Source organism: Caballeronia sp. EK (genome assembly GCF_014384845.1).
In the GTDB taxonomy this organism is placed as follows: domain Bacteria; phylum Pseudomonadota; class Gammaproteobacteria; order Burkholderiales; family Burkholderiaceae; genus Caballeronia; species Caballeronia jiangsuensis.
The window spans coordinates 898058-918633 of the sequence record NZ_JACSUE010000001.1 but is presented as its reverse complement, the minus strand read 5'-3'; the positions used below and the strand labels follow the sequence as shown (position 1 = coordinate 918633).

At 63.4% G+C, this 20576-nt stretch carries 23 protein-coding genes; 13 read left to right on the top strand and 10 right to left on the bottom strand.

What is annotated here, in order from left to right:
- Positions 1 to 51 precede the first annotated feature (51 nt).
- On the top strand, positions 52 to 1365 hold the full coding sequence (locus IAG25_RS03880; RefSeq protein WP_187603595.1) for an MFS transporter: 1314 nt from the start codon (positions 52 to 54) through the stop codon (positions 1363 to 1365).
- 13 nt (positions 1366 to 1378) lie between these two features.
- On the opposite strand, the gene IAG25_RS03875 is transcribed toward IAG25_RS03880, so the two are convergent.
- Entirely contained in the window at positions 1379 to 1960 is a 582-nt protein-coding gene (locus IAG25_RS03875) for a hypothetical protein (RefSeq protein ID WP_187603594.1), read from the bottom strand.
- 80 nt (positions 1961 to 2040) lie between these two features.
- On the opposite strand from IAG25_RS03875, the gene IAG25_RS03870 reads away from it, so the two are divergent.
- The gene (locus IAG25_RS03870) at positions 2041 to 2583 is read left to right on the top strand and encodes a MarR family winged helix-turn-helix transcriptional regulator (protein ID WP_187603593.1); all 543 of its coding nucleotides are present in this window, start codon (positions 2041 to 2043) and stop codon (positions 2581 to 2583) included.
- A gap of 20 nt (positions 2584 to 2603) precedes the next feature.
- On the opposite strand, the gene IAG25_RS03865 is transcribed toward IAG25_RS03870, so the two are convergent.
- Positions 2604 to 3815, bottom strand: coding sequence for an IscS subfamily cysteine desulfurase (locus tag IAG25_RS03865; protein ID WP_187603592.1), 1212 nt, complete (start codon positions 3813 to 3815; stop codon positions 2604 to 2606).
- Positions 3816 to 4056: 241 nt separating this feature from the next.
- Here IAG25_RS03865 and IAG25_RS03860 point away from each other — a divergent pair, with 241 nt between their 5' ends.
- Genes IAG25_RS03860 through IAG25_RS03815 form a run of 10 tightly spaced genes read left to right on the top strand, consistent with a single transcriptional unit; the run spans position 4057 to position 13293 of the window.
- Complete coding sequence (locus IAG25_RS03860) at positions 4057 to 4587, top strand: flavin reductase family protein (protein ID WP_035498999.1); 531 nt, start codon at positions 4057 to 4059, stop codon at positions 4585 to 4587.
- 32 nt (positions 4588 to 4619) lie between these two features.
- Positions 4620 to 6101: a 4-hydroxyphenylacetate 3-hydroxylase family protein gene (locus tag IAG25_RS03855; RefSeq protein WP_035498998.1), complete on the top strand. Its 1482-nt coding sequence runs from the start codon at positions 4620 to 4622 to the stop codon at positions 6099 to 6101.
- Between the two features lie 42 nt (positions 6102 to 6143).
- Positions 6144 to 6530, top strand: a complete 387-nt coding sequence (locus IAG25_RS03850) for a hypothetical protein (protein ID WP_035498997.1) — start codon at positions 6144 to 6146, stop codon at positions 6528 to 6530.
- Between the two features lie 2 nt (positions 6531 to 6532).
- Positions 6533 to 7876, top strand: a complete 1344-nt coding sequence (locus IAG25_RS03845; RefSeq protein WP_187603591.1) for an amidase — start codon at positions 6533 to 6535, stop codon at positions 7874 to 7876.
- Between the two features lie 37 nt (positions 7877 to 7913).
- A complete protein-coding gene (locus tag IAG25_RS03840) occupies positions 7914 to 9140 on the top strand; it encodes an ABC transporter substrate-binding protein (protein WP_187603590.1) in 1227 nt (408 codons plus the stop codon).
- Positions 9141 to 9152: 12 nt separating this feature from the next.
- Positions 9153 to 9842 (top strand): DUF2848 domain-containing protein, encoded by a 690-nt coding sequence (locus IAG25_RS03835; protein WP_187603589.1) that lies wholly within the window; start codon positions 9153 to 9155, stop codon positions 9840 to 9842.
- 10 nt (positions 9843 to 9852) lie between these two features.
- Positions 9853 to 10623 carry an ABC transporter ATP-binding protein gene (locus IAG25_RS03830; protein WP_187603588.1) on the top strand — a complete coding sequence of 257 codons (771 nt, stop codon included), beginning with the start codon at positions 9853 to 9855 and terminating at the stop codon, positions 10621 to 10623.
- Positions 10604 to 11368 carry an ABC transporter ATP-binding protein gene (locus IAG25_RS03825; RefSeq protein ID WP_187603587.1) on the top strand — a complete coding sequence of 255 codons (765 nt, stop codon included), beginning with the start codon at positions 10604 to 10606 and terminating at the stop codon, positions 11366 to 11368. The genes IAG25_RS03830 and IAG25_RS03825 overlap by 20 nt, the downstream gene beginning before the upstream one ends.
- A 15-nt stretch (positions 11369 to 11383) precedes the next feature.
- The gene (locus tag IAG25_RS03820) at positions 11384 to 12268 is read left to right on the top strand and encodes a branched-chain amino acid ABC transporter permease (RefSeq protein WP_187603586.1); all 885 of its coding nucleotides are present in this window, start codon (positions 11384 to 11386) and stop codon (positions 12266 to 12268) included.
- Positions 12269 to 12276: 8 nt separating this feature from the next.
- Positions 12277 to 13293 carry a branched-chain amino acid ABC transporter permease gene (locus IAG25_RS03815; protein ID WP_187603585.1) on the top strand — a complete coding sequence of 339 codons (1017 nt, stop codon included), beginning with the start codon at positions 12277 to 12279 and terminating at the stop codon, positions 13291 to 13293.
- 7 nt (positions 13294 to 13300) lie between these two features.
- Here the strand turns inward: IAG25_RS03815 and IAG25_RS03810 are convergent, their stop codons facing one another.
- The 3 genes from IAG25_RS03810 to IAG25_RS03800 form a co-directional block, all read right to left on the bottom strand.
- The gene (locus tag IAG25_RS03810; protein ID WP_187603584.1) at positions 13301 to 13756 is read right to left on the bottom strand and encodes a DUF4437 domain-containing protein; all 456 of its coding nucleotides are present in this window, start codon (positions 13754 to 13756) and stop codon (positions 13301 to 13303) included.
- A gap of 83 nt (positions 13757 to 13839) precedes the next feature.
- Positions 13840 to 14544, bottom strand: a complete 705-nt coding sequence (locus IAG25_RS03805) for a glutathione binding-like protein (RefSeq protein ID WP_187603583.1) — start codon at positions 14542 to 14544, stop codon at positions 13840 to 13842.
- Between the two features lie 146 nt (positions 14545 to 14690).
- A complete protein-coding gene (locus IAG25_RS03800; RefSeq protein ID WP_187603582.1) occupies positions 14691 to 15596 on the bottom strand; it encodes a LysR family transcriptional regulator in 906 nt (301 codons plus the stop codon).
- Between the two features lie 207 nt (positions 15597 to 15803).
- Here IAG25_RS03800 and IAG25_RS03795 point away from each other — a divergent pair, with 207 nt between their 5' ends.
- Positions 15804 to 16718 (top strand): LysR family transcriptional regulator, encoded by a 915-nt coding sequence (locus IAG25_RS03795; RefSeq protein WP_035498987.1) that lies wholly within the window; start codon positions 15804 to 15806, stop codon positions 16716 to 16718.
- A gap of 4 nt (positions 16719 to 16722) precedes the next feature.
- Here the strand turns inward: IAG25_RS03795 and mdcH are convergent, their stop codons facing one another.
- Genes mdcH through IAG25_RS03770 form a run of 5 tightly spaced genes read right to left on the bottom strand, consistent with a single transcriptional unit; the run spans position 16723 to position 20574 of the window.
- Positions 16723 to 17652 carry a malonate decarboxylase subunit epsilon gene (mdcH, locus tag IAG25_RS03790; protein ID WP_187603581.1) on the bottom strand — a complete coding sequence of 310 codons (930 nt, stop codon included), beginning with the start codon at positions 17650 to 17652 and terminating at the stop codon, positions 16723 to 16725.
- A gap of 22 nt (positions 17653 to 17674) precedes the next feature.
- A complete protein-coding gene (madM, locus tag IAG25_RS03785; protein WP_187603580.1) occupies positions 17675 to 18442 on the bottom strand; it encodes a malonate transporter subunit MadM in 768 nt (255 codons plus the stop codon).
- A 14-nt stretch (positions 18443 to 18456) separates the two neighbouring features.
- Positions 18457 to 18852: a malonate transporter subunit MadL gene (gene madL, locus IAG25_RS03780; protein ID WP_035498984.1), complete on the bottom strand. Its 396-nt coding sequence runs from the start codon at positions 18850 to 18852 to the stop codon at positions 18457 to 18459.
- A gap of 58 nt (positions 18853 to 18910) precedes the next feature.
- Positions 18911 to 19726, bottom strand: coding sequence for a biotin-independent malonate decarboxylase subunit gamma (mdcE, locus tag IAG25_RS03775; protein WP_187603579.1), 816 nt, complete (start codon positions 19724 to 19726; stop codon positions 18911 to 18913).
- Positions 19723 to 20574, bottom strand: coding sequence for a biotin-independent malonate decarboxylase subunit beta (locus tag IAG25_RS03770; RefSeq protein WP_035499153.1), 852 nt, complete (start codon positions 20572 to 20574; stop codon positions 19723 to 19725). Before IAG25_RS03770 ends, mdcE begins: the two co-directional genes overlap by 4 nt.
- Positions 20575 to 20576: the final 2 nt, after the last annotated feature.

Sequence of the window (20576 nt, the reverse complement as noted above, 5' to 3'; positions counted from 1 at the left end):
CGAACATCCGACACGATCATGGCCGACAGAGCCGACCAAGGAGACACGAAAATGGATCTGGACCTGAACGCGGGCACGCTGCCCGCAGAAAACGCGCGCTCGGGCGATGCCGTCTTTCGCAAGATCGCGTGGCGCTTCATGCCGTTGCTGTTCATCTGCTACGTGGTGGCGTACCTCGATCGCGTGAACGTCGGCTTCGCCAAGCTGACGATGCTGAACGATCTCGGTTTCAGCGATGCGGCGTACGGCATCGGCGCGGGCATTTTCTTCATCGGCTATTTCATGGCGGAGGTGCCGAGCAATCTGATCCTGCATCGCGTGGGTGCGCGGCGCTGGATCGGACGCATCATGGTGACGTGGGCGATCATGTCCGCGGCGATGGCGTGGACGCACTCGACCACGCAGTTCTACGTGTTGCGCTTTCTGCTGGGCGTCGCCGAAGCCGGCTTTTTGCCGGGCATTCTGCTCTATCTGAGCCAGTGGTTTCCGGCGCATCGGCGCGGCAGGATGGTGGCGATATTGATGGCGGGCAACCCTGTGTCGGGCATCATCGGCGGCGCGGTCTCCGGCTACATCCTTCACGCGATGAACGGCTGGCACGGCATGGCCGCGTGGCAATGGCTGTTTCTTCTGGAAGCCGCGCCCGCCGCGTTGCTCGGGCTCGCGGTGTACTTCTTTCTGACCGACAAGGTCGCCGATGCGCGCTGGCTCGATGCCGGCGAACGCGCCGTCGCGAGCGCCGAGATCGCAGCCGATGCGGCCTCACGCACGCATACGTCGATTCGCTACGGCCTCACGGGCGGCCGCGTCTGGCTGCTGTGCGCGATCCTCTTTTTCATCGTGATGGGCACCAGCACGATCGGCTTCTTTCAGCCGACGATCATCCGTAACTCAGGCGTGAAGGACCCGCTGATGATCGGCCTGCTCGCGACGATTCCCTATCTTGCCGCGCTCATCGGCATGATCTACGCGGGACGCAGTTCGGACCGCATGCGCGAGCGCCGCTGGCATGCGGTCGTGCCCGTGCTGCTCTCGGTTCCCGGCTTCCTGCTGTGCGCGTTCGGCGGCCACGAACCGCTGATCGCGATGATCGGCCTCACCATCGCGACCGCGAGCATCATCACATCGCTGCCGATGTTCTGGGCGCTGCCTTCGTCGTTTCTCGGCGGCGCGGGCGCAGCGGCGGGCATCGCGCTGATCAATTCGACAGGCAACCTCGCGAGCTTCGTCGGGCCGGCTTTGCTTGGCTGGCTGCATGGAACGACGCATTCTCTTGCCGTCGGGCTGATGGTCGTATCGGGCTGCCTGCTGATCGCGTCGATGATGATTCTGCGTTGGGTTCCGGCGGATGTGGTGAACCGTTGAGGGCTGCCTGTCGTCATTGCCGGACATGATGCTGCAGAGCTTCAGCAAGGGCAGTATCCGGATACATCGACATTAGCGATGCCGCGCGCTGCGCCAACGTGGCTTCGGCCAGCCACGGATATGTCAGCGCGTCCTGTAACTCCTGCAGCTTCATCGAGCCCGGATCGTCGATCACGTCCATGCGATCGATGGCGATATGCAGCCCGGCGATTCTCTCGGACCCATCGGCCATGCGCGCAATGCGCCACCTGTACGTGCCCTTGCCGAGCCGCAGCGCCTCATTGTCCTTCTGTCGCATCGCGACGAGCCACGGCATCGTGCAGATGCCGTCTCCATCCGTTTCAGGCGCGGTGCAGACGTAATAGGTACGGCACCGGTCGAACCGTTCGCCGAAGTCGGCGACGAGCGTCTTCGCGATCGAGGATGCGCCGCTCACGCTGCGGGGAAAGTCGATTGCATCGGTTGCGATCGAAAACGTCAGCTCGGCATCGCCGGCGAAGCAATCGAAGATCAACGCAGGCTGGTTCTCGTCCTTCGCACGGATATAGCATTCCAGAAGCGAGCGCACGGAAGACGTCGAAATTGCAGGGTTCATGGCTGAATCTCGTTTGTTAAGCTTTGCCGTATAATTACCTTTAAAAGGTAACTGCATTAGCATACGGGAGTTTGAGTGTCATGCCGAAACAGATCGACGAATCCGCTCTGACGATTACCAATCCAGCGTGCCTCGTCGACGGGACAGACACGGAATTCCGCCATCTGATCAATGGCCTCCTGCCATTCGCGGCACGGCTTTTGTCCGTGCGCGACGGCTTCGGGACGATCATCGGCCTGACCGGCATCCAGTATTCGCTGCTCGTCTCCGTCTCGCATCTCTCGCACGGCGAGTCGGTCACGGTGAACCGGCTCGCGGACCATCTGCATCTGAGCGGGGCGTTCGTCACCATCGAAACGGGCAAGCTCAAGAAGCTCGGCTATATCGACAAGCGCTCGGACCCGCACGACAAGCGCAAGATGCGCCTGACGGTCACATCGAACGGCGTGAAGCTGCTTCGCGAACTGGCCGCGACGCAGCAGCACATCAACAACGTGCTGTTCGAAGGCGTGACGAAGACCGAATTCAGGGCGCTGTGCTCGGTCGTCGACAGGCTCGTCGCCAATGGCGACCGCGCGACGCTCGATCTGTCGCATCTGATTGCGCGACAGGAAAAGTCGTGACCGCGCGGCGCACGGCATGACTAGTGCGCGGCCCACTGAATCGAGTTCGGATCGACGCCATCGAGATGCATGTCCCACAGCGGGCTCAACGCGCGCAGCCTGATCACGGTCTCCTGAACCTGCCGGATCACCTGGTCCACTTCCGTTTCGGTCGTGAAACGGCCGAGCGTGAAGCGAATCGAGCTGTGCGCCAGTTCATCGCTGCGTCCGAGCGCGCGCAACACGTATGACGGTTCCAGCGACGCCGACGTGCACGCCGATCCCGACGACACCGCGACACCCTTGATGCCCATGATGAGCGACTCGCCTTCGACAAACGCGAAGCTGACGTTCAGATTGTGCGCGATACGCTGTGTCAGATCGCCGTTGACATAGACTTCATCCAGTTCCAGAAGCCCCGCAAGCAGCCGGTCGCGCAATGCGCGCACGCGCCGGCTTTCCGTTTCCATCTCTTCCTTCGCGAGCCGAAACGCCTCGCCCATGCCGACGATCTGATGCGTCGGCAGCGTGCCCGAGCGCATGCCGCGTTCGTGTCCGCCGCCGTGCATCTGCGCCTCGATGCGCACGCGCGGTCTGCGCCGCACATACAGCGCGCCGATGCCTTTCGGGCCATAGACCTTGTGCGCGGTCACCGTCAGCAGATCGACGTTGAGCGCAGCGACGTCGATGTCGATCTTGCCCGCCGCCTGCACTGCGTCGCAATGAAACACGATGCCTTTCTGCCGGCACATCGCGCCGATTTCAGCAACCGGTTGTATCACGCCGGTTTCGTTGTTGACCATCATGACCGAGACGAGGACCGTATCGGCGCGCAACGCCGCGCGTAACACGGCGATGTCGAGCAGTCCGTCGTGCCCGACCTCCAGATACGTGACGTCGAACCCGTGCCGCTCCAGTTCCCGGCACGTATCGAGCACGGCCTTGTGCTCGGTTTTCACCGTCACGATGTGACGGCCGCGTCCCTTGTAGAAGTTCGCCGCGCCCTTGATCGCGAGATTGTTTCCTTCGGTCGCGCCCGAAGTCCAGACGATTTCCCGCGGGTCCGCGCGCAGCAGAGCGGCCACATGCCGGCGCGCATTCTCCACTGCTTCTTCCGCTTCCCAGCCGTAGCCGTGGCTGCGCGAAGCGGGATTTCCGAAGCGCTCGTAAAGGTACGGAATCATTTTCTCGACCACGCGCGGATCGACCGGCGTCGTCGCGCTGTAGTCCATGTAGACGGGACGTGCAGTCATTGATCGTGTTCCCTCGTAATGGAAGTTGGCCGCAGTGTAGCCCGGACGCTCGCTTCTTCGGGCCAACACCCATTCATCGAGTAGGGTTGTCTTTCATACAAAGCTTTTTAGCCGAGGGTAAACGATAGCTTGAACAGCTCGTTCTGTTGTCATGTAATAAAAGCTATGAAACAAAGCTAAAAACAAACGCTTTGTTGGGTCCGATGAAGGCGTCGCGAGCAGCGGCGCGAAGGAGAACGAGATGAAGGACAGCATCGTACGGCCGGGCAGCGATCCGGAAACGCAGCGTCAGTTCCGGTCCGCATTGTCCATGTTCGCCACGGGCGTCGCGGTCATCACGGCGCCGAGAGATGAGGGCGCGCCGATCGGCATGACGGTCGCATCGTTCAATTCGGTGTCGCTCGATCCGCCGCTGATTCTGTTTTCGGTGGACCGCCGCAGTCTGAGCCTCGCCGATCTGTGCGTGGCAAACAGCTACGCGGTCAACGTGCTCGAAGAATCGCAGCAGGACATGTCGAATCGCTTCGCAAAAGCCAACGGCGACAAGTGGAGCTGGCGCGATGCCGCCACGAACCCGTGCCGCGAGCCGGTCCTGCTTCCCGACACGCTCGCGACCTTCGAATGCGAGCCCTACGCGCAATACGACGGCGGCGATCACGTGATCTTCGTCGGCCGCGTGATTCGTCATCGAACACGCTCGCAAGGACGTCCGCTCATTTTCTTCGGCGGCCGCTATCACACGCTCAACGGCGTTCAAGCAGCGTCGGCCTGAAACGGCGGACGAACTCATTTCTGGAGAACATCATGATCAAGAACGGCACTCAACACATTGCGTCATTGCGCGACGGACGTCAGGTCTATCTCGACGGCAAGGCGGTCGGCGACGTCACCACGCATCCCGCGTTCCGCAACTCGATTCGCAGTTACGCGAATCTGTACGACTACCAGGCGCGTCCGGAAAACGTCGAGAAGATGACGTTCGTATCGCCCGATTCCGGCAATCGCGTGAGCCGCATCTGGGAGCTGCCGACCTCCTATGAGCAACTCGTCGAACGGCGCATCGCGCTCGAAGCCTGGACGGAACTGCACTTCGGCTTCATGGGCCGCTCGCCGGATCACGTCGCGTCGTGCATCTCGGGCATGGTCATGGGCATCGATCTGTTCGAGCAATACGACCCGGCACGCGCCGGCGCGCTGCGCGACTACTACAAGTACGCCCGCGACAACGATCTCTTCCTGACCTACGTGATCGTTAATCCGCAGGCGAATCAGTCGAAGTCGGCGCATGAGCAGGAGGACAAGTATCTGGCGGTCGGCATCGTCGATCAGGACGCGGAAGGCATCACGGTACGTGGCGCGAAGATGCTCGCGACGAGCGGCATCATGGCGAACGAAGTTTTCTGTAGCTGCATTCAGCCGCTGCGTGAAGGCGACGAGATGTACGCGCTGTCGTTCGCGATTCCGATGAACGCGAAAGGCATGAAGGTGATGTCGCGCAAGTCGTACGAGGAGCATGCGCAATCCGTGTTCGACAACCCGCTGTCGAGCCGCTACGACGAGAACGACGCAGTGCTGTACTTCGACGACGTCAAGGTGCCGTGGGAACGTATCTTCGTCGCCGGCGATGTGGCGATGTGCGCGAAGCAGTTTCATGTGACGCCCGCGCACGTTTACCAGAACTATCAATGTCAGGTGCGCCTGATGACGAAGCTGCGCTTTCTCGTCGGCCTCGGTCTGCGCATTTCGGAAATCAACGGCACGAATGCGTTTCCGCAAGTGCGCGAGACGCTGGGACAGCTCGCATCGGAAGCATCGATGGTCGAGGCCTATGTGTACGGCATGGAAGCGAAAGGCAGCGTGGTCAACGGCTACTACGTGCCCGACCGCAACATGCTGTACAGCTCGCAGGTGCTCACGCAACAGCTCTATTCGAAGATCCTCACGACGCTGCGCGAGCTCGCGGGCGGCGGAATGATCATGCTGCCTTCGAGCGTGCACGACTTCGAGAACCCGGACCTCGCACGCATCATCGAGAAGACGCAGAAGTCGCCCATCTGCAGCGCGGAGGAACGCGTGAAGTTCTTCAAGCTCGCGTGGGACGCGGTCGGCTCGGAGTTCGCCTCGCGTCACAACCAGTATGAGCTGTTCTATGCGGGCGCGTCCTTCGTGACGAAGGGCCATGCGTATCGCAGCTACGACTGGCGCCGTGCGACGGGTCTCGTCGACACCATGTTGTCGAGCTATTCGCTCGATTCGGAACTGGCGAAGACGCGCCAGGCCGCCTGAGACCGACTCGACGCAATCAACGCTTCCCCACAGGAGAAACACATGGCTATCAACAAACTTCACGACGAGTTTCACGGACTCGACATGGCCGACGGCTGGCAGTTGCCGGAAGGTTATGCGCCCGGTTCCGGCGCACAGGAGCTGATCCTTTCCGGCGCGCTCGATACCGGCAACAAGCGCGGCAGCCGCACGAGATTGCTGCGCCTTCCCGCCGGCATGTACACGACGAAGCCGTTCGTCCACGACTATTGGGAAGAAGTTTTTCTCGTCGAAGGCGATCTGACCGTCGGCAATGACGAGCAAGGCGAGGGCGGCAAGCCCTTCGAGGGCTACACCTACGCGGTGCGCCCGCCGGGCGCGTGGCATGGCCCGTTCAAGTCGAACGGCGGTTGCGTGCTGCTCGAAGTGCACTACTACGATCCGGCTTGATCATGCTGCCCGCTCTCGATTCTCTGCGTGCCCAACTCGCCGATGGCCGTATCGATGCCGCGTCGCTTCTCGCGTCGTGCATCGAACGTATCGGCGATGACTCGGGCGAAGGAAAGCGCGTCTTTCCGCACGGCGTGAGCGCCGCGGCGACAGCGCAGGCGACGGCGAGCGATGCGCTGCGCCGTCATGGCGTCGCGGGTCCGCTCTCGGGTATTCCGGTTTCGGTGAAGGATCTGTTCGACGTGCAGGGCGAAATCACGCGCGCCGGCAGTCGGGTCCTTCCGGAGCAGACCGCTACGCGCGACGCCGTCGCGATCGGCAGATTGCGTGCGGCGGGCGCGGTGTTCGTCGGCCGCACCAACATGACCGAGTTTGCGTACTCGGGCCTCGGCATCAATCCGCACTACGGCACGCCCGCGAATCCTTTCGACCGGGATGGCGCGCGAATTCCCGGCGGATCGTCGTCGGGCGCGGCCGTGTCGGTGAGCGATGGCATGGCCGCTGCCGCGATCGGCTCGGATACAGGCGGCTCGTGCCGGATTCCCGCAGCGTTGTGCGGTCTCGCGGGCTTCAAGCCGACAGCCGCGCGCATCCCGCTCGAAGGCGCGGTGCCGTTGTCGTCGAGCTATGACTCGATCGGTTCCATCGCGCGAAGCGTCGCGTGCTGCGCCGCGCTCGATTCGATCATGGCGGGCGATACGCAACCTGCCGCGATCCTGCCGCTGCCGTTGAGCGGGCTGCGGCTCGCCATACCGAAGACGATCGTGCTCGACGACATGGACGCGCATGTCGCCGCTGCGTTCGAGCGCGCGATTGCACGTCTGACGGCGGCGGGCGCGATCGTGCGCGAAGTCTCGTTCGAGAGCTGGCAGCAGCTTGCGACGATCGCTCAGCACGGCGGCCTCGTCGCGGCCGAAGCATGGGCGTGGCATGTCGGACTCATCAAGCGTCATGCCGACGATTACGACCCGCGCGTGATCGCCCGCATCCGGCTCGGCAGCGAGCACAGCACCGCGGAGTACCTGCGCAATCGGGCGTTGCGTGCGCAGCTATGCCGTCAGGCCGACGATGAGTTGCGTCCCTTCGACGCCATCGTCTGCCCGACGGTGCCGATCGTCGCGCCGCGCATCGCGGACCTCGACGAAGAGCCCGCGTACACATCGACGAATCGCTTGCTGCTGCGCAATCCGTCGATTGCCAACATGCTCGATCTGTGTTCGCTGTCGATTCCGTGTCACGCGAACGGCGACGCGCCCGTGGGACTGATGTTGATGGGCAGGCACATGAGCGATCGCCAGTTGCTCGCGATGGGTATCGGTGTCGAGTCGGTCGTACGTCCGCAATGATGCGGTCTGCTTAACAAATACGTATCAGGAGACTTCCATGTACAGACAACTCGCGTGCGGCGCGGTGTGCGCCGCGGTCGCGATGACGGCAAACGCGGCCGGCGTCAGCGACGGCGTGGTGAAGATCGGCGTGCTCACCGACATGTCGTCGATCTTTTCCGATATCGGCGGAAAAGGCTCGGTCGTGGCGGCGCAGATGGCCGTCGACGATTTCGGCGGCAAGGTGCTCGGCGCGCCGGTCAAGGTGATCAGCGCGGATCACCAGAACAAGACCGATGTCGCCGCGACCGTTGCACGTGAATGGTTCGACAATCAACAGGTCGACATGGTGCAGGACCTCCTGCCGTCGTCCGTTGCGCTTGCCGTGTCGAACGTGGCGAAAGAGAAACACAAGATCGCGATCGCGAGCGGCGCGGGCACGACGAAGCTCAGCAACGAGGCGTGTTCGCCGTACACGATTCAATATTCGTACGACACCTATGCGCTGACCACGAGCCTCGTCAAGGCGATGGCGCGCGCCGGCGACGACTCGTGGTACTTCCTGACGGTCGACTATGCGCTCGGCGCGTCGCTGAAGAGCGATTCCGCGGCGGCGTTGAACGCGACGGGCGGCAAGGTGCTCGGCGAATCGAAGCATCCGATGCACGCCGCGGACCTCTCCTCGAATCTGCTTCAGGCGCAGGCTTCCCACGCGAAGGTGATCGGTCTCGCCAACGCGGGCGCGGATACCGTCAACGCGATCAAGACCGCGCGCGAATTCGGCATCAACGCGCCGGGCAAGCAGAAGATCGCGGGCTTGCAGATGTTCATCAGCGATGTTCACAGTCTCGGCCTCAAGTCCGCGCAGGGAATGATGCTGACGACGCCTTTCTACTGGGACCGCGACGATGCGAGCCGCGCATGGTCGCAGCGCTTCTACGCGAAAACAGGCCGCATGCCGACCTTCATTCAGGCAGGCGTCTATTCATCGACGCTGCATTACCTGAAGGCCGTTCAGGCGAGCGGCACCGATGCATCCGACGCGGTGCTCGCGCAGATGCGCAAGACGCCCGTCAACGACTTCTTCGCGACCAACGGCGTGATCCGCGCGGATGGGCTGATGGTGCACGACATGTACATCGCCGAGGTCAAGAGCCCGGAGCAATCGAAGAAGCCCTGGGATTACTACGCGATCAAGCAGACCATTTCAGCGCAGGACGCTTATGCGCCGCTCGGCGCGAGCCGTTGCCCGCTGGTCGGCGGCAAAGTCGCTGCATCGAAATAAACGGAGACACTGATGAAGGCGATCACATTCAACATCGAAACGCGCGACGGCAGTGTCGAGCGCGCCATTTCAATCGACACGCTCGTCATCGCGGGCTGGACCGGGCGCGACACCGAAGCGATGGAAAAGCACATCCGCGAGCTCGAAGAACTGGGCATCAAAAGGCCTGCCTATACCCCGGTGTTCTATCGCGTGGCGGCCGATCGCTTCGGGCCTGCATCGACGATGCAAGTCTCGGGCGAGGAGAGCAGCGGCGAAGCGGAATTCGTGCTGGTGAAGGACGGCGGCGAAGTGTTTGTCGGCGTGGCTTCCGATCACACGGACCGGCAGGTCGAGGCCTATGGCATCACCGTGTCGAAGCAGATGTGCGACAAACCGTGCTCGAACACGCTGTGGCGGCTGAGCGACGTGGCGGATCACTGGGATGCGTTGCTGCTGCGTTCGTACGCGACGATCGACGGCGAGCGCGTGCTCTATCAGGACGGCAAGGTGACCGCGATGCGCTCGCCGCAGGACTTGCTCGACCAGTTCGCGCAACGCGGCGGCGAGTTCGTCGATGGAACCGCGATGCTCTGCGGCACGCTGGCGGCCATCGGCGGAATCCGCCCGGCGCAGCGCTTCGAGACCGTGCTCGAAGACCCGGTGCTCGGCCGCGCGCTGAGCCACGCTTATGAGATCGAGACGCTGCCAGTGATGGGCTGAGGAGAGCGCGATGACGCATGCAGACATGATTCTGGAGACAAGGGGTTTAACCAGGCAGTTCAACGGTTTCACGGCCGTCAAGGGCATCGATCTTCGAGTGCGGCGAGGCACGATCCACGCGCTGATCGGACCGAACGGCGCGGGCAAGACCACATGCTTCAACCTGCTGACGAAGTTTCTGACGCCGACTTCGGGACAGATCTTTTTCGACGGCCGCGAGATCACGCGCGCCGCGCCCGCCGCGATCGCGCGCAAGGGCGTGATCCGCTCGTTCCAGATATCGGCGGTGTTCCCGCATCTGACGCCGGTCGAGAACGTGACCATCGCCTTGCAGCGTCCGCTCGGCGTGTCGTTTCGCTTCTGGAAAAGCAGCGCGATGCTGACGCGCCTGCGGGAGCGCGCACTCGATTTGCTCGGCGAGGTCGGCCTTGCCGCATACGCCGACGTGAAGACCGTCGAGCTGTCATACGGCCACAAGCGCGCGCTCGAAATCGCCACGACGCTCGCGATGGATCCTGTGCTGATGCTGCTCGACGAACCGACGCAGGGCATGGGACACGAGGACGTCGATCGCGTGACGGCGCTCATCAAAAAGGTATCGAGCGGAAGGACGATCCTGATGGTCGAGCACAACATGAAGATGGTGTCGAGCATCGCGGACACGATCACGGTGCTTCAGCGTGGCGAGATTCTGGCGGAAGGCGATTACGCTTCCGTCTCCACGAACCCGCAAGTGAAGGAAGCGTACATGGGGACCGAAAATGAATCGCTCGCACATTGAAGCGCCGGATGATGCCGGCATCGACACGGCGACGTGCGAAGACGCGCTGCGCGTCACGGGCCTCGAAGCGTGGTACGGCGAATCGCACATCCTGCATGGCGTGGACCTGCGCGCGGCGCGCGGCGAAGTGGTCACGCTGCTCGGGCGCAACGGCTCGGGCCGCAGCACGACGCTGAAGGCGATCATGGGCCTGACCGATCGGCGCAGCGGCTCGATCCGCATCGACGGCCGCGAGACGATCGGCCACGAGCCGCAGCGCGTGGCGCGCCTCGGCGTCGGCTATTGCCCGGAGGAGCGCGGCATCTTCGCGGGGCTGTCGTGCGAAGAGAATCTGTTGCTGCCGCCGCGTCTGCCGGACGCGAAGGGCACGCCGATGCCGCTCGAAGAAATCTACGCGATGTTCCCGAACCTGGCCGAGCGTCGCGCGAGTCAGGGCACGCGTCTGTCGGGCGGCGAGCAGCAGATGCTTGCGATCGCGCGCATTCTGCGTACCGGCGCCGACATTCTTCTGCTCGATGAAATCTCCGAAGGGCTCGCGCCGGTGATCGTGCAGACGCTCGCGCGCGTCATCAGGCTGCTGAAGTCGCGGGGCTTCACGATTCTGCTCGTCGAGCAGAACTTTCGCTTCGCCGCGCCGCTCGCCGATCGCTTCTATGTGATGGAGCACGGACGCATCGTCGATGCGTTCGAATCGGCTCGTCTTCCCGAGAAAACGGCCACGTTGCAAGCGCTGCTCAACATCTGACCGGAGCGAAACGTCATGGAATTCTTTGGTATGCCGCTGCAGGCGGTGTCGGGTCAGCTCGTCCTCGGTCTGATGAACGGTTGCTTCTATGCCGTGCTGAGCCTCGGCCTGTCTCTCATCTTCGGCCTGTTGAACGTGATCAATTTCACGCACGGCGCGTTCTTCATGCTCGGCGCGCTGTTCGCGTGGATGGGCACGAACTATTTCGGCTTCGACTACTGGCTGATGCTCGTCATCGCGCCGCTGGCGGTGGGCGCGGTCGGCGTGCTGGTCGAGCGTTCGATGCTGCGCCGTCTCTACAAGCTCGATCATCTCTACGGGCTGTTGCTCACGCTCGGCGTCACGCTGATCTTCGAGGGGCTGTCGCGTTCCGTCTACGGCGTCTCGGGGATGTCGTACGCCGCGCCCGATAGCCTCGCGCGCGCCGTCGATCTCGGCTTCATGATGCTGCCCGCGTATCGCGCATGGGTCGTCGTCGCATCGCTCGCCGTGTGCGGGGCGGCGTGGTGGGCGATCGAGCGCACGCACCTCGGCGCGCTGTTGCGCGCGGCGACGGAGAACCCGCGCCTCGTCGCGGCGTTCGGCGTCGATGTGCCGCGCATGGTGTCGCTGAGCTACGGCTTCGGCGTTGCGATCGCCGCGTTCGCGGGCGTGCTCGCCGCGCCGGTCATGCAGGTGTCGCCGCTGATGGGGCAGAGCGTGATCATCACCGTGTTCGCGATCGTCGTGATCGGCGGGATGGGCTCGATCGCCGGATCGGTGCTGACGAGTCTCGCGCTCGGCATCCTCGAAAGCCTGACGAAGCTGTTCTATCCGGAGGCTTCGGCGACGGTGGTGTTCGCCGTCATGGCGCTGGTTCTGCTCGTGCGTCCCGCCGGGCTGTTCGGTCAATCGAAATGAGGTGTCTCATGCATAACCGCTTCGCATTCGTCGTCGCATTGGCCGTCCTCGCCGCCGCGCCGTGGCTCGGCGCCTATCCGGTCTTCATGATGAAGCTCATGTGCTTCGCGTTGTTCGCCACGTCGCTGAACCTGCTGCTCGGCTATGTCGGCCTGCTGTCGTTCGGTCATGCGGCGTTCTTCGGCGTCGCGGCCTACGTCGCGGGCAGCGCGTTGCGCGATCACGGTTTGCCGCCTGAAGCCGCGTTACTGCTCGGCGCGGGCACTGGGGCCGCGCTCGGCCTCGTGATGGGCGTGCTCGCGATTCGCCGCAAGGGCATCTACCTTGCGATGGTCACGCTCGCACTGGCGCAGATGATCTATTTCTTCTGCGTGCAGGCGCCGTTCACGGGCGGCGAGGACGGCATGCAGGGCGTGCCGCGCGGGCGGCTCTTCGGCGTGCTCCCGCTCGACGACGACCTGACGCTTTACTATGTCGTGCTGGCCATCGGTGCGATCGCGTTCGCATTCATCGGCCGCGTGATCGATTTGCCGTTCGGCCGGATTCTCGGCGCGCTCAAGGAGAACGAGGCGCGCACGGTTTCGCTCGGCTACGACGTCGATCGCTTCAAGCTGCTGGCGTTCGTCATATCGGCTGCATGCGCGGGCCTTGCCGGCGCGATGAAGACGCTCGTGCTCGGCTTCGCCACGCTGTCCGACGTGCACTGGACGATGTCGGGCACCGTGATTCTCATGACCCTGCTGGGCGGTCTCGGCACGCGGTTCGGCCCGGCGGTCGGCGCGGTGATCGTCGTCGGGCTCGAAACGAAGCTGGCCGCGTTCGGCACGTGGCTCGCGGAGCTTACGCATATCGCGTGGTTTCAGGGACTGGGCGAATCGGTCAGCATCGTGACCGGAATCATGTTTGTCGCCTGCGTGCTGCTGTTCCGGCGCGGCATCGTGGGGGAGTTGGCTCAGTGGTACGGTCGTCGTGACCGTGAAGGCGGACGCTTGCCCGCGCATCTGGTCAGCCACGACAGTACCTGAGTTGTCGTTACTTGGCAGGCAGATAATCGAACGGACCTTTGGACGTGACGAAGAAGATGCACTCGGTCTGCGAGATGCACTTCGTCACGTGCTGTTCGCCGCCTTTCTGATACCAGTACGAGCCGGCCGCAAGCGGACGATCCTGCCTCGAGCCGGGCGCTTCATTGGCAACGACGCCAGCAATGACGACGCCGTAATACGAGTAGGTGTGCGTGTGGACGCCGCTGGCAGTGCCGCCAGCCATCTTGATGTAGTTGCTGTGAGCACTGGACGCCGGGTCGCCCCAGCCGTTCGCGATGGTCAGACCTTCCTTGTTCTGGTAGAACTTCAACTCGGTTACTGGAACGACCTTCGATGTATCGGCGTAAAGATCGGCTTTGTCGCCGGCCGCTGCGGCAAGTACGGGGATTGCCGCGAGAAATGCTGCTGCTGCGAGTCGTTTGGCTTTGGTTGAGAGAGACATTTCGGATTCCTTTAGGATGTTGTCGAATCTATCGTTTGCTGCGAAGAATTTTGGCCCGGAGATAGAACTCCGGCACCGTGTGTTCAGGCTTTTTGCGTTTGCTGACCGTACAGTTGTTTGCGATGTTCATCCGTCAATTGCGAAGGACGGATCTCTTCACCCAGCGCGTATGCGCGCTTCACGGCCGGTCGATTGCCGACTCGATCCAGCCAGCGGGCGACATGGGGAAACTCATCCGGGGCTATTCCCTGCATGGCGTATTGCAAAGCCCAGGGGAAAGCCGCCATATCGGCAATCGAATACTCGTTCGCAATATATTCCCGATCGGCCAGGCGCTTGTTCAGAACTGAGTAGAGGCGCTTCGCTTCTTTACTGAACCGGTCGATCGCGAGCGGCTGCGCTTCCGGCGCATAGTTTCGAAAGAAGACTGTCTGGCCCAGGATCGGCCCGAGGCCGGCCACTTGCCAGAACAACCATTGCAAGACTTCGACGCGACCCTGTGGGTTGGCCGGAATGAACCGGCGCGTTTTCTCGGCCAGGTGCAGAAGAATCGCGCCGGACTCGAAGATCGACACATCGAGTTGATGATCGACAATGGCAGGCATTCGATTGTTTGGGGAAAGCTTCTCGAATTCAGGCGTGAACTGGACACCCTTGCCGATATCGACGGGGTGAACCCGGTAATTCACCAGAGCTTCTTCGAGGAAAATGGCGACCTTCTGACCGTTGGGAGTCGGCCAGTAGTAGAAGTCGACATCGGCGGCGGTTGCGTTCGCTGCTGTGTTCATGATGGGATTTCTCACTGTTCATACGGGGGATCACACGGTTGGTGCGATTGATGGCGCCCAGTATGTGCCGTGGCCGGAAGGTGAGAAACAGGGCTAGCCCGAAAGGATCTTTCGCGAAACGCGAAAGCTGAGACTGCGCGCGTCGGCTATGCGTACCAGAGTGCGGTGTCGGCCCTCAACGTTTCCACCGCCAGATCGACGAATACGCGCACCTTTTGATTGACGTGTCTGCCCTCGCGATGCACGACGTTGATGGGAAGCGTGGCCAGCTCGTGCTCCGGCAGCACGACTTGCAGCTTTCCTGCCGCCAGCGCGGGTGCGATCTGACAGGACAGCAGGCACACGATTCCCAGTCCGGAGATCGCAGCCGACATCGCCGAGTCGTTTGTCGTCGTGATCAGGCGTGGCTGGATGGGCACGACGATCGGCTTGCCGTCCACGCGAAAGCGCCATTCGGGCGATGGCGTCGAGGGAAGCGACTGGATCGTCACATGTGACGTGAGATCCTCGGGCTTTTGCGGCTCGCCGCGTGCCTGGAGATAGGCCGGCGACGCGCAAAGAAGGCTGCGCACCTTGCCCACCGAGATCGCCTGAAGAGAAGAATTGGGCAGATCGCCGATACGGATCGCAACGTCGACGCCCTCGTCGACCAGATTCACGGTTCGGTCCAGAAACCAGCAGCTCGCGATGACATCCGGATATCGCGCGAGATATTCCTGGACGATCGGCGTCACATGGGTATTGCCGAGAACGATGGGCGCGGTCACCGTCAACTGGCCTCGCGGCGACGTGCGCGCGCCGGCCGCGGCGAGTTCCGCCGCCTCCACGGTCGCGAGAACGCGGCGGCATTCATCGAAGAATGCGGCGCCGGCGTCCGTCGTTCGGACGATGCGCGTCGTGCGGTTCAGAAGGCGCACACCGAGATGCTCCTCGAGATCGTTGACCAGACGGCTGATAACGGATGTCGAGACCTGGAGCTTGCGTGCCGCCGAAGAAAAACCTTCTGTTTCGACGACCGTCACGTAAGTCGCCATAGCCTGAAGTTTGTCCATATTCGACGCGACCCGAAAGAAGAATCGAGGCAGATGCCGCGGGCTATCGAGTCCCGGCGGATGGGCGGATACTCGATGAACGATAGGCAATGATAGGGGAAGCGGGCTTACTGCGAGACTAACAACAACGCCTTGAGGGATAAACGCTATTCGTCCAACGCGATTGCGAGGCGATAATCAGGACATTCGACCACTCGATGAACCAAGATGCGCGACCGAATCGACGATGAGATCACCTTCCGCAAGCTCGAAGTCCTGCTCGCATTCATGGAGACGGGCAATCTGGCGAAGGCGGCCGAAGCGCTGAACGTGAGCACGGTCAGCGTGCATCGCGCGCTGCACTCGCTCGAACAAGGCGTGCGATGCGCGCTGTTCCGTCACGAGGGCCGCAATCTCAAGTCGACCGAAGCGGCGCAGATGCTCGCCGACGTGGCGCAAGAGGTAATGACGCTGATGTCCGACGGCATTCGCGCGACACGCGAGGCGGCGGGTTATTCGTCAGACCGCCTCAGGATCGGTTCGCTGTATTCGCTGACCATCAAGACCGTGCCCGGCATCGTCGTCGATATCAAGGTGCGCCGGCCGACATTGCACGTCGAACTGGTGCTCGGTCCGAATGTGGAACTGGTCGACAAACTGAAGCGGGGCGAAATCGATGCGGCGCTGATGGCGGTGCCGGATGCCGAACCCGAGATAGAATCCATCCCCCTTTTCGAGGACGATATTTTCTTCGCCGCACCGGCGGGTTCCGCCTACGCGAATCAGGAAGCAGTCGATCTGCGGGACTGCCGCGACGAAGCATTCGTTTCGCTCGGCGAGGGCTTTGCGACCTATCACGGTTTCGTGGAGGCATTTCGCGTCGCCGACTTCACGCCGAACGTGACGATGCGCACCGGCGATATCTTCTCGCTGATGAACCTCGTGAGCGGCGGCGTCGGCTACACGCTTTTGCCCGGGCGCGTGCGCGGCGTCTTCGGCGACAAGGTGCAATTCATTCCGCTCAAGCCGCAGTACCTGATGCGTCAGACCATCGGCGTGAGCTTCCTGCGCGCGCGTGAGCGCGACCCGAACCTGCTCGCGCTGATGGCCGTCTGCCGTCTGCGCACGAGAAGCGCCGGCTGACCCTTCAGCGTTCGTCGCGTGTCCGTTCACGCTCGACGAGCGCGCCGAGGTCCGTCAGCGAGGTCTCGCTGCAACTCACCGCGACGCCCTCCGCGAAAAGCGGGCTGGCCATCCGCGTCAGGACGTTTGCGGGCGGCATCTCGATCGCAAGGCGCGCGCCGCGCTCCCACGCGAGTCTCATCGTGTCGTGCCAGCGCACCGGCCGCGCCATATTGCCGGCAAGATCGGCGGCGATGCGCGCACCGTCGAAAAGTGGCCGCGCGGCACTGCTGCTCAGATACACGATACGCGGCGCGCGCACGTCGACGTGGGCGAATGCTTCGGCAAGGGCGGCGGCGGGCGCATCGAGCAAAGTGCAATGCGACGGCACCGCGACATCGAGACGCTCGCAACGTTGCGCGCCCTGTTCGATTGCAAGCGTGGACAGACGTTGCATCGCGGCATCGCTGCCCGCGACGACCATCTGCGTTTCCGTGTTGATGTTCGCGAGGAAGACATCGCCGTGCACTTGCGCGATCAGCCGTTCCAGCGCTCGTTGCGTCATGCCGACGATCGCAGTCATGCCGTAGCCGCCCGGATAGGCGCGCTCCATCGACTGGCCGCGCAACGCGACGAGCCTGATGGCGTCGGAATAGGCGAGTGCGCCGGCGATCACGGCGGCGGGATACGCGCCGATCGACAGTCCCGACACCATGTCGGGCTCGTGGCCGCACGCCCGAATGACGCGCGCCTGAGCGACGCCCGCGATCAACAGACAAAGCTGCACGGCGACGGTCGAGCGAAGCGCTGCCGCGTCGTCGATGGACTTCACGTCGTAGCCGAGCACGTCGCTGGCTTCTTCGAGCGTGCGGGCGGCTTCCGCGTGCGCCGGCAGCGCGTGCAGCATGCCGGCGCGCTGCGAGCCCTGGCCCGGAAACGTGAATAGCACGCTCATGATGCTGCATCTCCTTGGCGCATCACGCGCCCATCAGCGCCTTGGTCGCGAAGAACAAGAGCGAGGGTCCGAGCAGGCAGCCAACGCCCGTATGGAAGGTCGCGATCAGCGCGCCGTAGGGAACGAGCCGACGGTCGGTTGCGGCGAGTCCCGCGCTGACGCCGCTCACCGTGCCGGCCAGCCCGCCGAAGATCATCGCGGAACGTGGCGTCTTCAGCCCCATGAAGCCCGCCGCGATCGGCGTGCCGATCATCACGATGATCGCCTTGATGAGACCCGTCGCGATGCTGAGCGCGATCACATCCGAGCTCGCGCCGATCGCCGCGCCCGTCACCGGACCGACGATATACGTAACCGCGCCCGCACCGATGGTCGTCATGCTGACCGCATCCGTGTAGCCGAACGCATGCGCGATGCTCGCGCCGACGATGAACGGCAGCACCGTCCCGAGCAGCAGCGACACCACGCCGATCAGCCCCGCCTTGCGCGCTTCGGTCGCCTGCACTTCGAACGCGGTCGCGACGATGGCGAAGTCGCGCAGCATCGCACCGCCCATCAGGCCGACCCCGGTGAATAGCGGCAGGTCCGCGAGACCTTTTTGTCCGCCGGTGAACGCGCCGCCGATGTAGGCGAGCACGAGGCCGATGACGATCGCGATCGCCGAGCCGTGCACGCGCCCGAAGGTCAGCTTGCGCGAAATCAGCGACGACACCCACATGATGAGGCCCACGAGGAAGAACGACGTGACGAGGCCGTTCTGGATCAAAATCTTGTCGAGCATATGCAGCATGACGGTCTCCTGCTTCAGATTTCTTCGAGGTGGGGGGCGCTCACGAACGACGTGCTGTCGTGACCGGTGCGGGAAAGAACGGCGATGCAGCCCGCGCAGACAGCGGCAGCGCCCAGCGCCGACAACAGCGCCACGGGACCGCCCTTGAGCGCGGCGACGACATTCTGGTTCGCCGCCATCGCGACGACGACGGGGATATACATCGCGCCCCAGAAGCCCACGCCCGCTTCGGTCTCCTTCGGCAGCCAGCCCTTCTTGTGCAGATAGAGGCGCAGGAAAATCAGCAGCAACATGGCGATGCCGACGCCGCCGACGTTCGTCTTCACGCCGATGGCAACGCCGAGCAAATCGCCGAGAAAGAGTCCTGCCAGGTGGCAGAACGCCAGAAGGGCGGTTCCGTAGATGATCATGTCGTGTCTCCGTTAATGAATTTATTGGTTTCCAGCGAGCCGCTGCGCAAGGCGGGTTCTAGCGCCACTGCTCCCGCAACTTGCGCCGCACCGTCGAGGAAGCAGCACGATGCTCGCTGCCGAGCCGGCTTTCCAAACCGCGTGAAGGGTCGCGGCGAATGTCGTCGAAGGCGGCTTGCAGGGACTTCTCGACGGCGGTCTGATCGGCGCGGCTGGGCGCATCGGCGTCGCTTACGCTCAGGAGCTTCCATAGCAATCCGAGGGACGCATAGTTGTCGATGTCGTAGGCCATCGGCGGCACGCGCGCCGTGAACGCTTCGAGATCCGCGACCGAGCGCAGCGTGACCCGAGCGGCCGATTCCTTGCCCATCGCATGAACCATGACCTGCGAATCGGCGAGCGCGATCAGCCGGTTGGCCTGATAGCCGTGCGCGAGAAACGCCCCCGACATCGCGCGTCCGACGATCAGCCCGATCACCGGATGACCCGCGAGCCGTGCGCTGGCGTAAGCATCGGCGGCGCCGGCGAGCGCCTGGTGAATGCCATACGCTTCTTCGCGCCGTCCATACGCCTGACTCGCGACATCGATGACCGCGACGATCGCGCGCTTCTCGTCGTGCGCCTTGTCGGCCGCGATGACTTCGCGCACCGCCCGCGCGAGTTCCCACGCCTCGACAAGCCCGACCTCGCCGCTGCGTGCGCGCGGAAACGGGTTGTCCGGGTCGGGCACCACGGCGATGTAGCGCGCGCGATGCTCGCCCAGCCGCGCATCGGCGACACGCACGGACGGCGGATAGCCGGGCTGCAACGGCGCGCTGTACGTGAGCGCGTCGAGCCAGACCGCGCCGCGCTTCGAAAGCTCTTGTGTGCTCATGACTGAAACCCCTTGCCATAGATGGCGGCTGCCTGTTCGGGCGTGGCCTGCACGCCCGGATCGACCTCGGACAACCGCGCGAGGAATCCCGCGACGCGTTCGCTGCGGCATGCGTCGGGCCGCCCCGCGCGAAACAGGTCGATGACGGCCGCGCGAATCGCATCGGCGTCGTCGGCGACGTAGTCATCGACAAGGCCCGTGCGATGCCGTTGCTCGCAACCGGTGAAGCTCCAGATCATCGGACGGTCGCGCGAATCGAATTCGGCGATGCCCGCTTCCTGTTCGATGACCGCCGGGCCGTTGAGGCCGAGGCGCGCTTCGCGCGTGCCGATCAGATAGCTGCACAGGCCCGCCGCGATCGACATGCCGCCATAGCAGCCGATCGGTCCGGCCGTGATGCCGATCACCGGCTGATACCGCCGCAAGTCGACGATGCCTGCGTGAATCTCCGCGATCGCCGCGAGCCCGAGATTGGCTTCCTGCAGGCGCACGCCGCCCGTTTCGAAGAGGATCACCGCGCGCGTCGGAATGCCGTTGCGGTTGTCCTCGGCCGCGAGTTCGAGACTGCCTGCGATCTTCGCCGCCGACACCTCGCCCATGCTGCCGCCCTGGAATCCGCCGTCGATGCCGAGCACGACGGCGGGCTGCCCGTCGATGCTGCCCTTCGCGACCACCATGCCGTCGTCGGCCTGCGTGACGATGCCCTGGCGCATGAGCCACGGCGACGTGACGCGCTGGAACGGATCGAGCAGTTCGCTGAACGTGCCTTGGTCGAGGAGCCTTTTCGCGCGGCTGCGCGCATCGAGCTCGATGAAGCTCTGGCGTTCGAGCAGTTGCTGTGTATCCATGA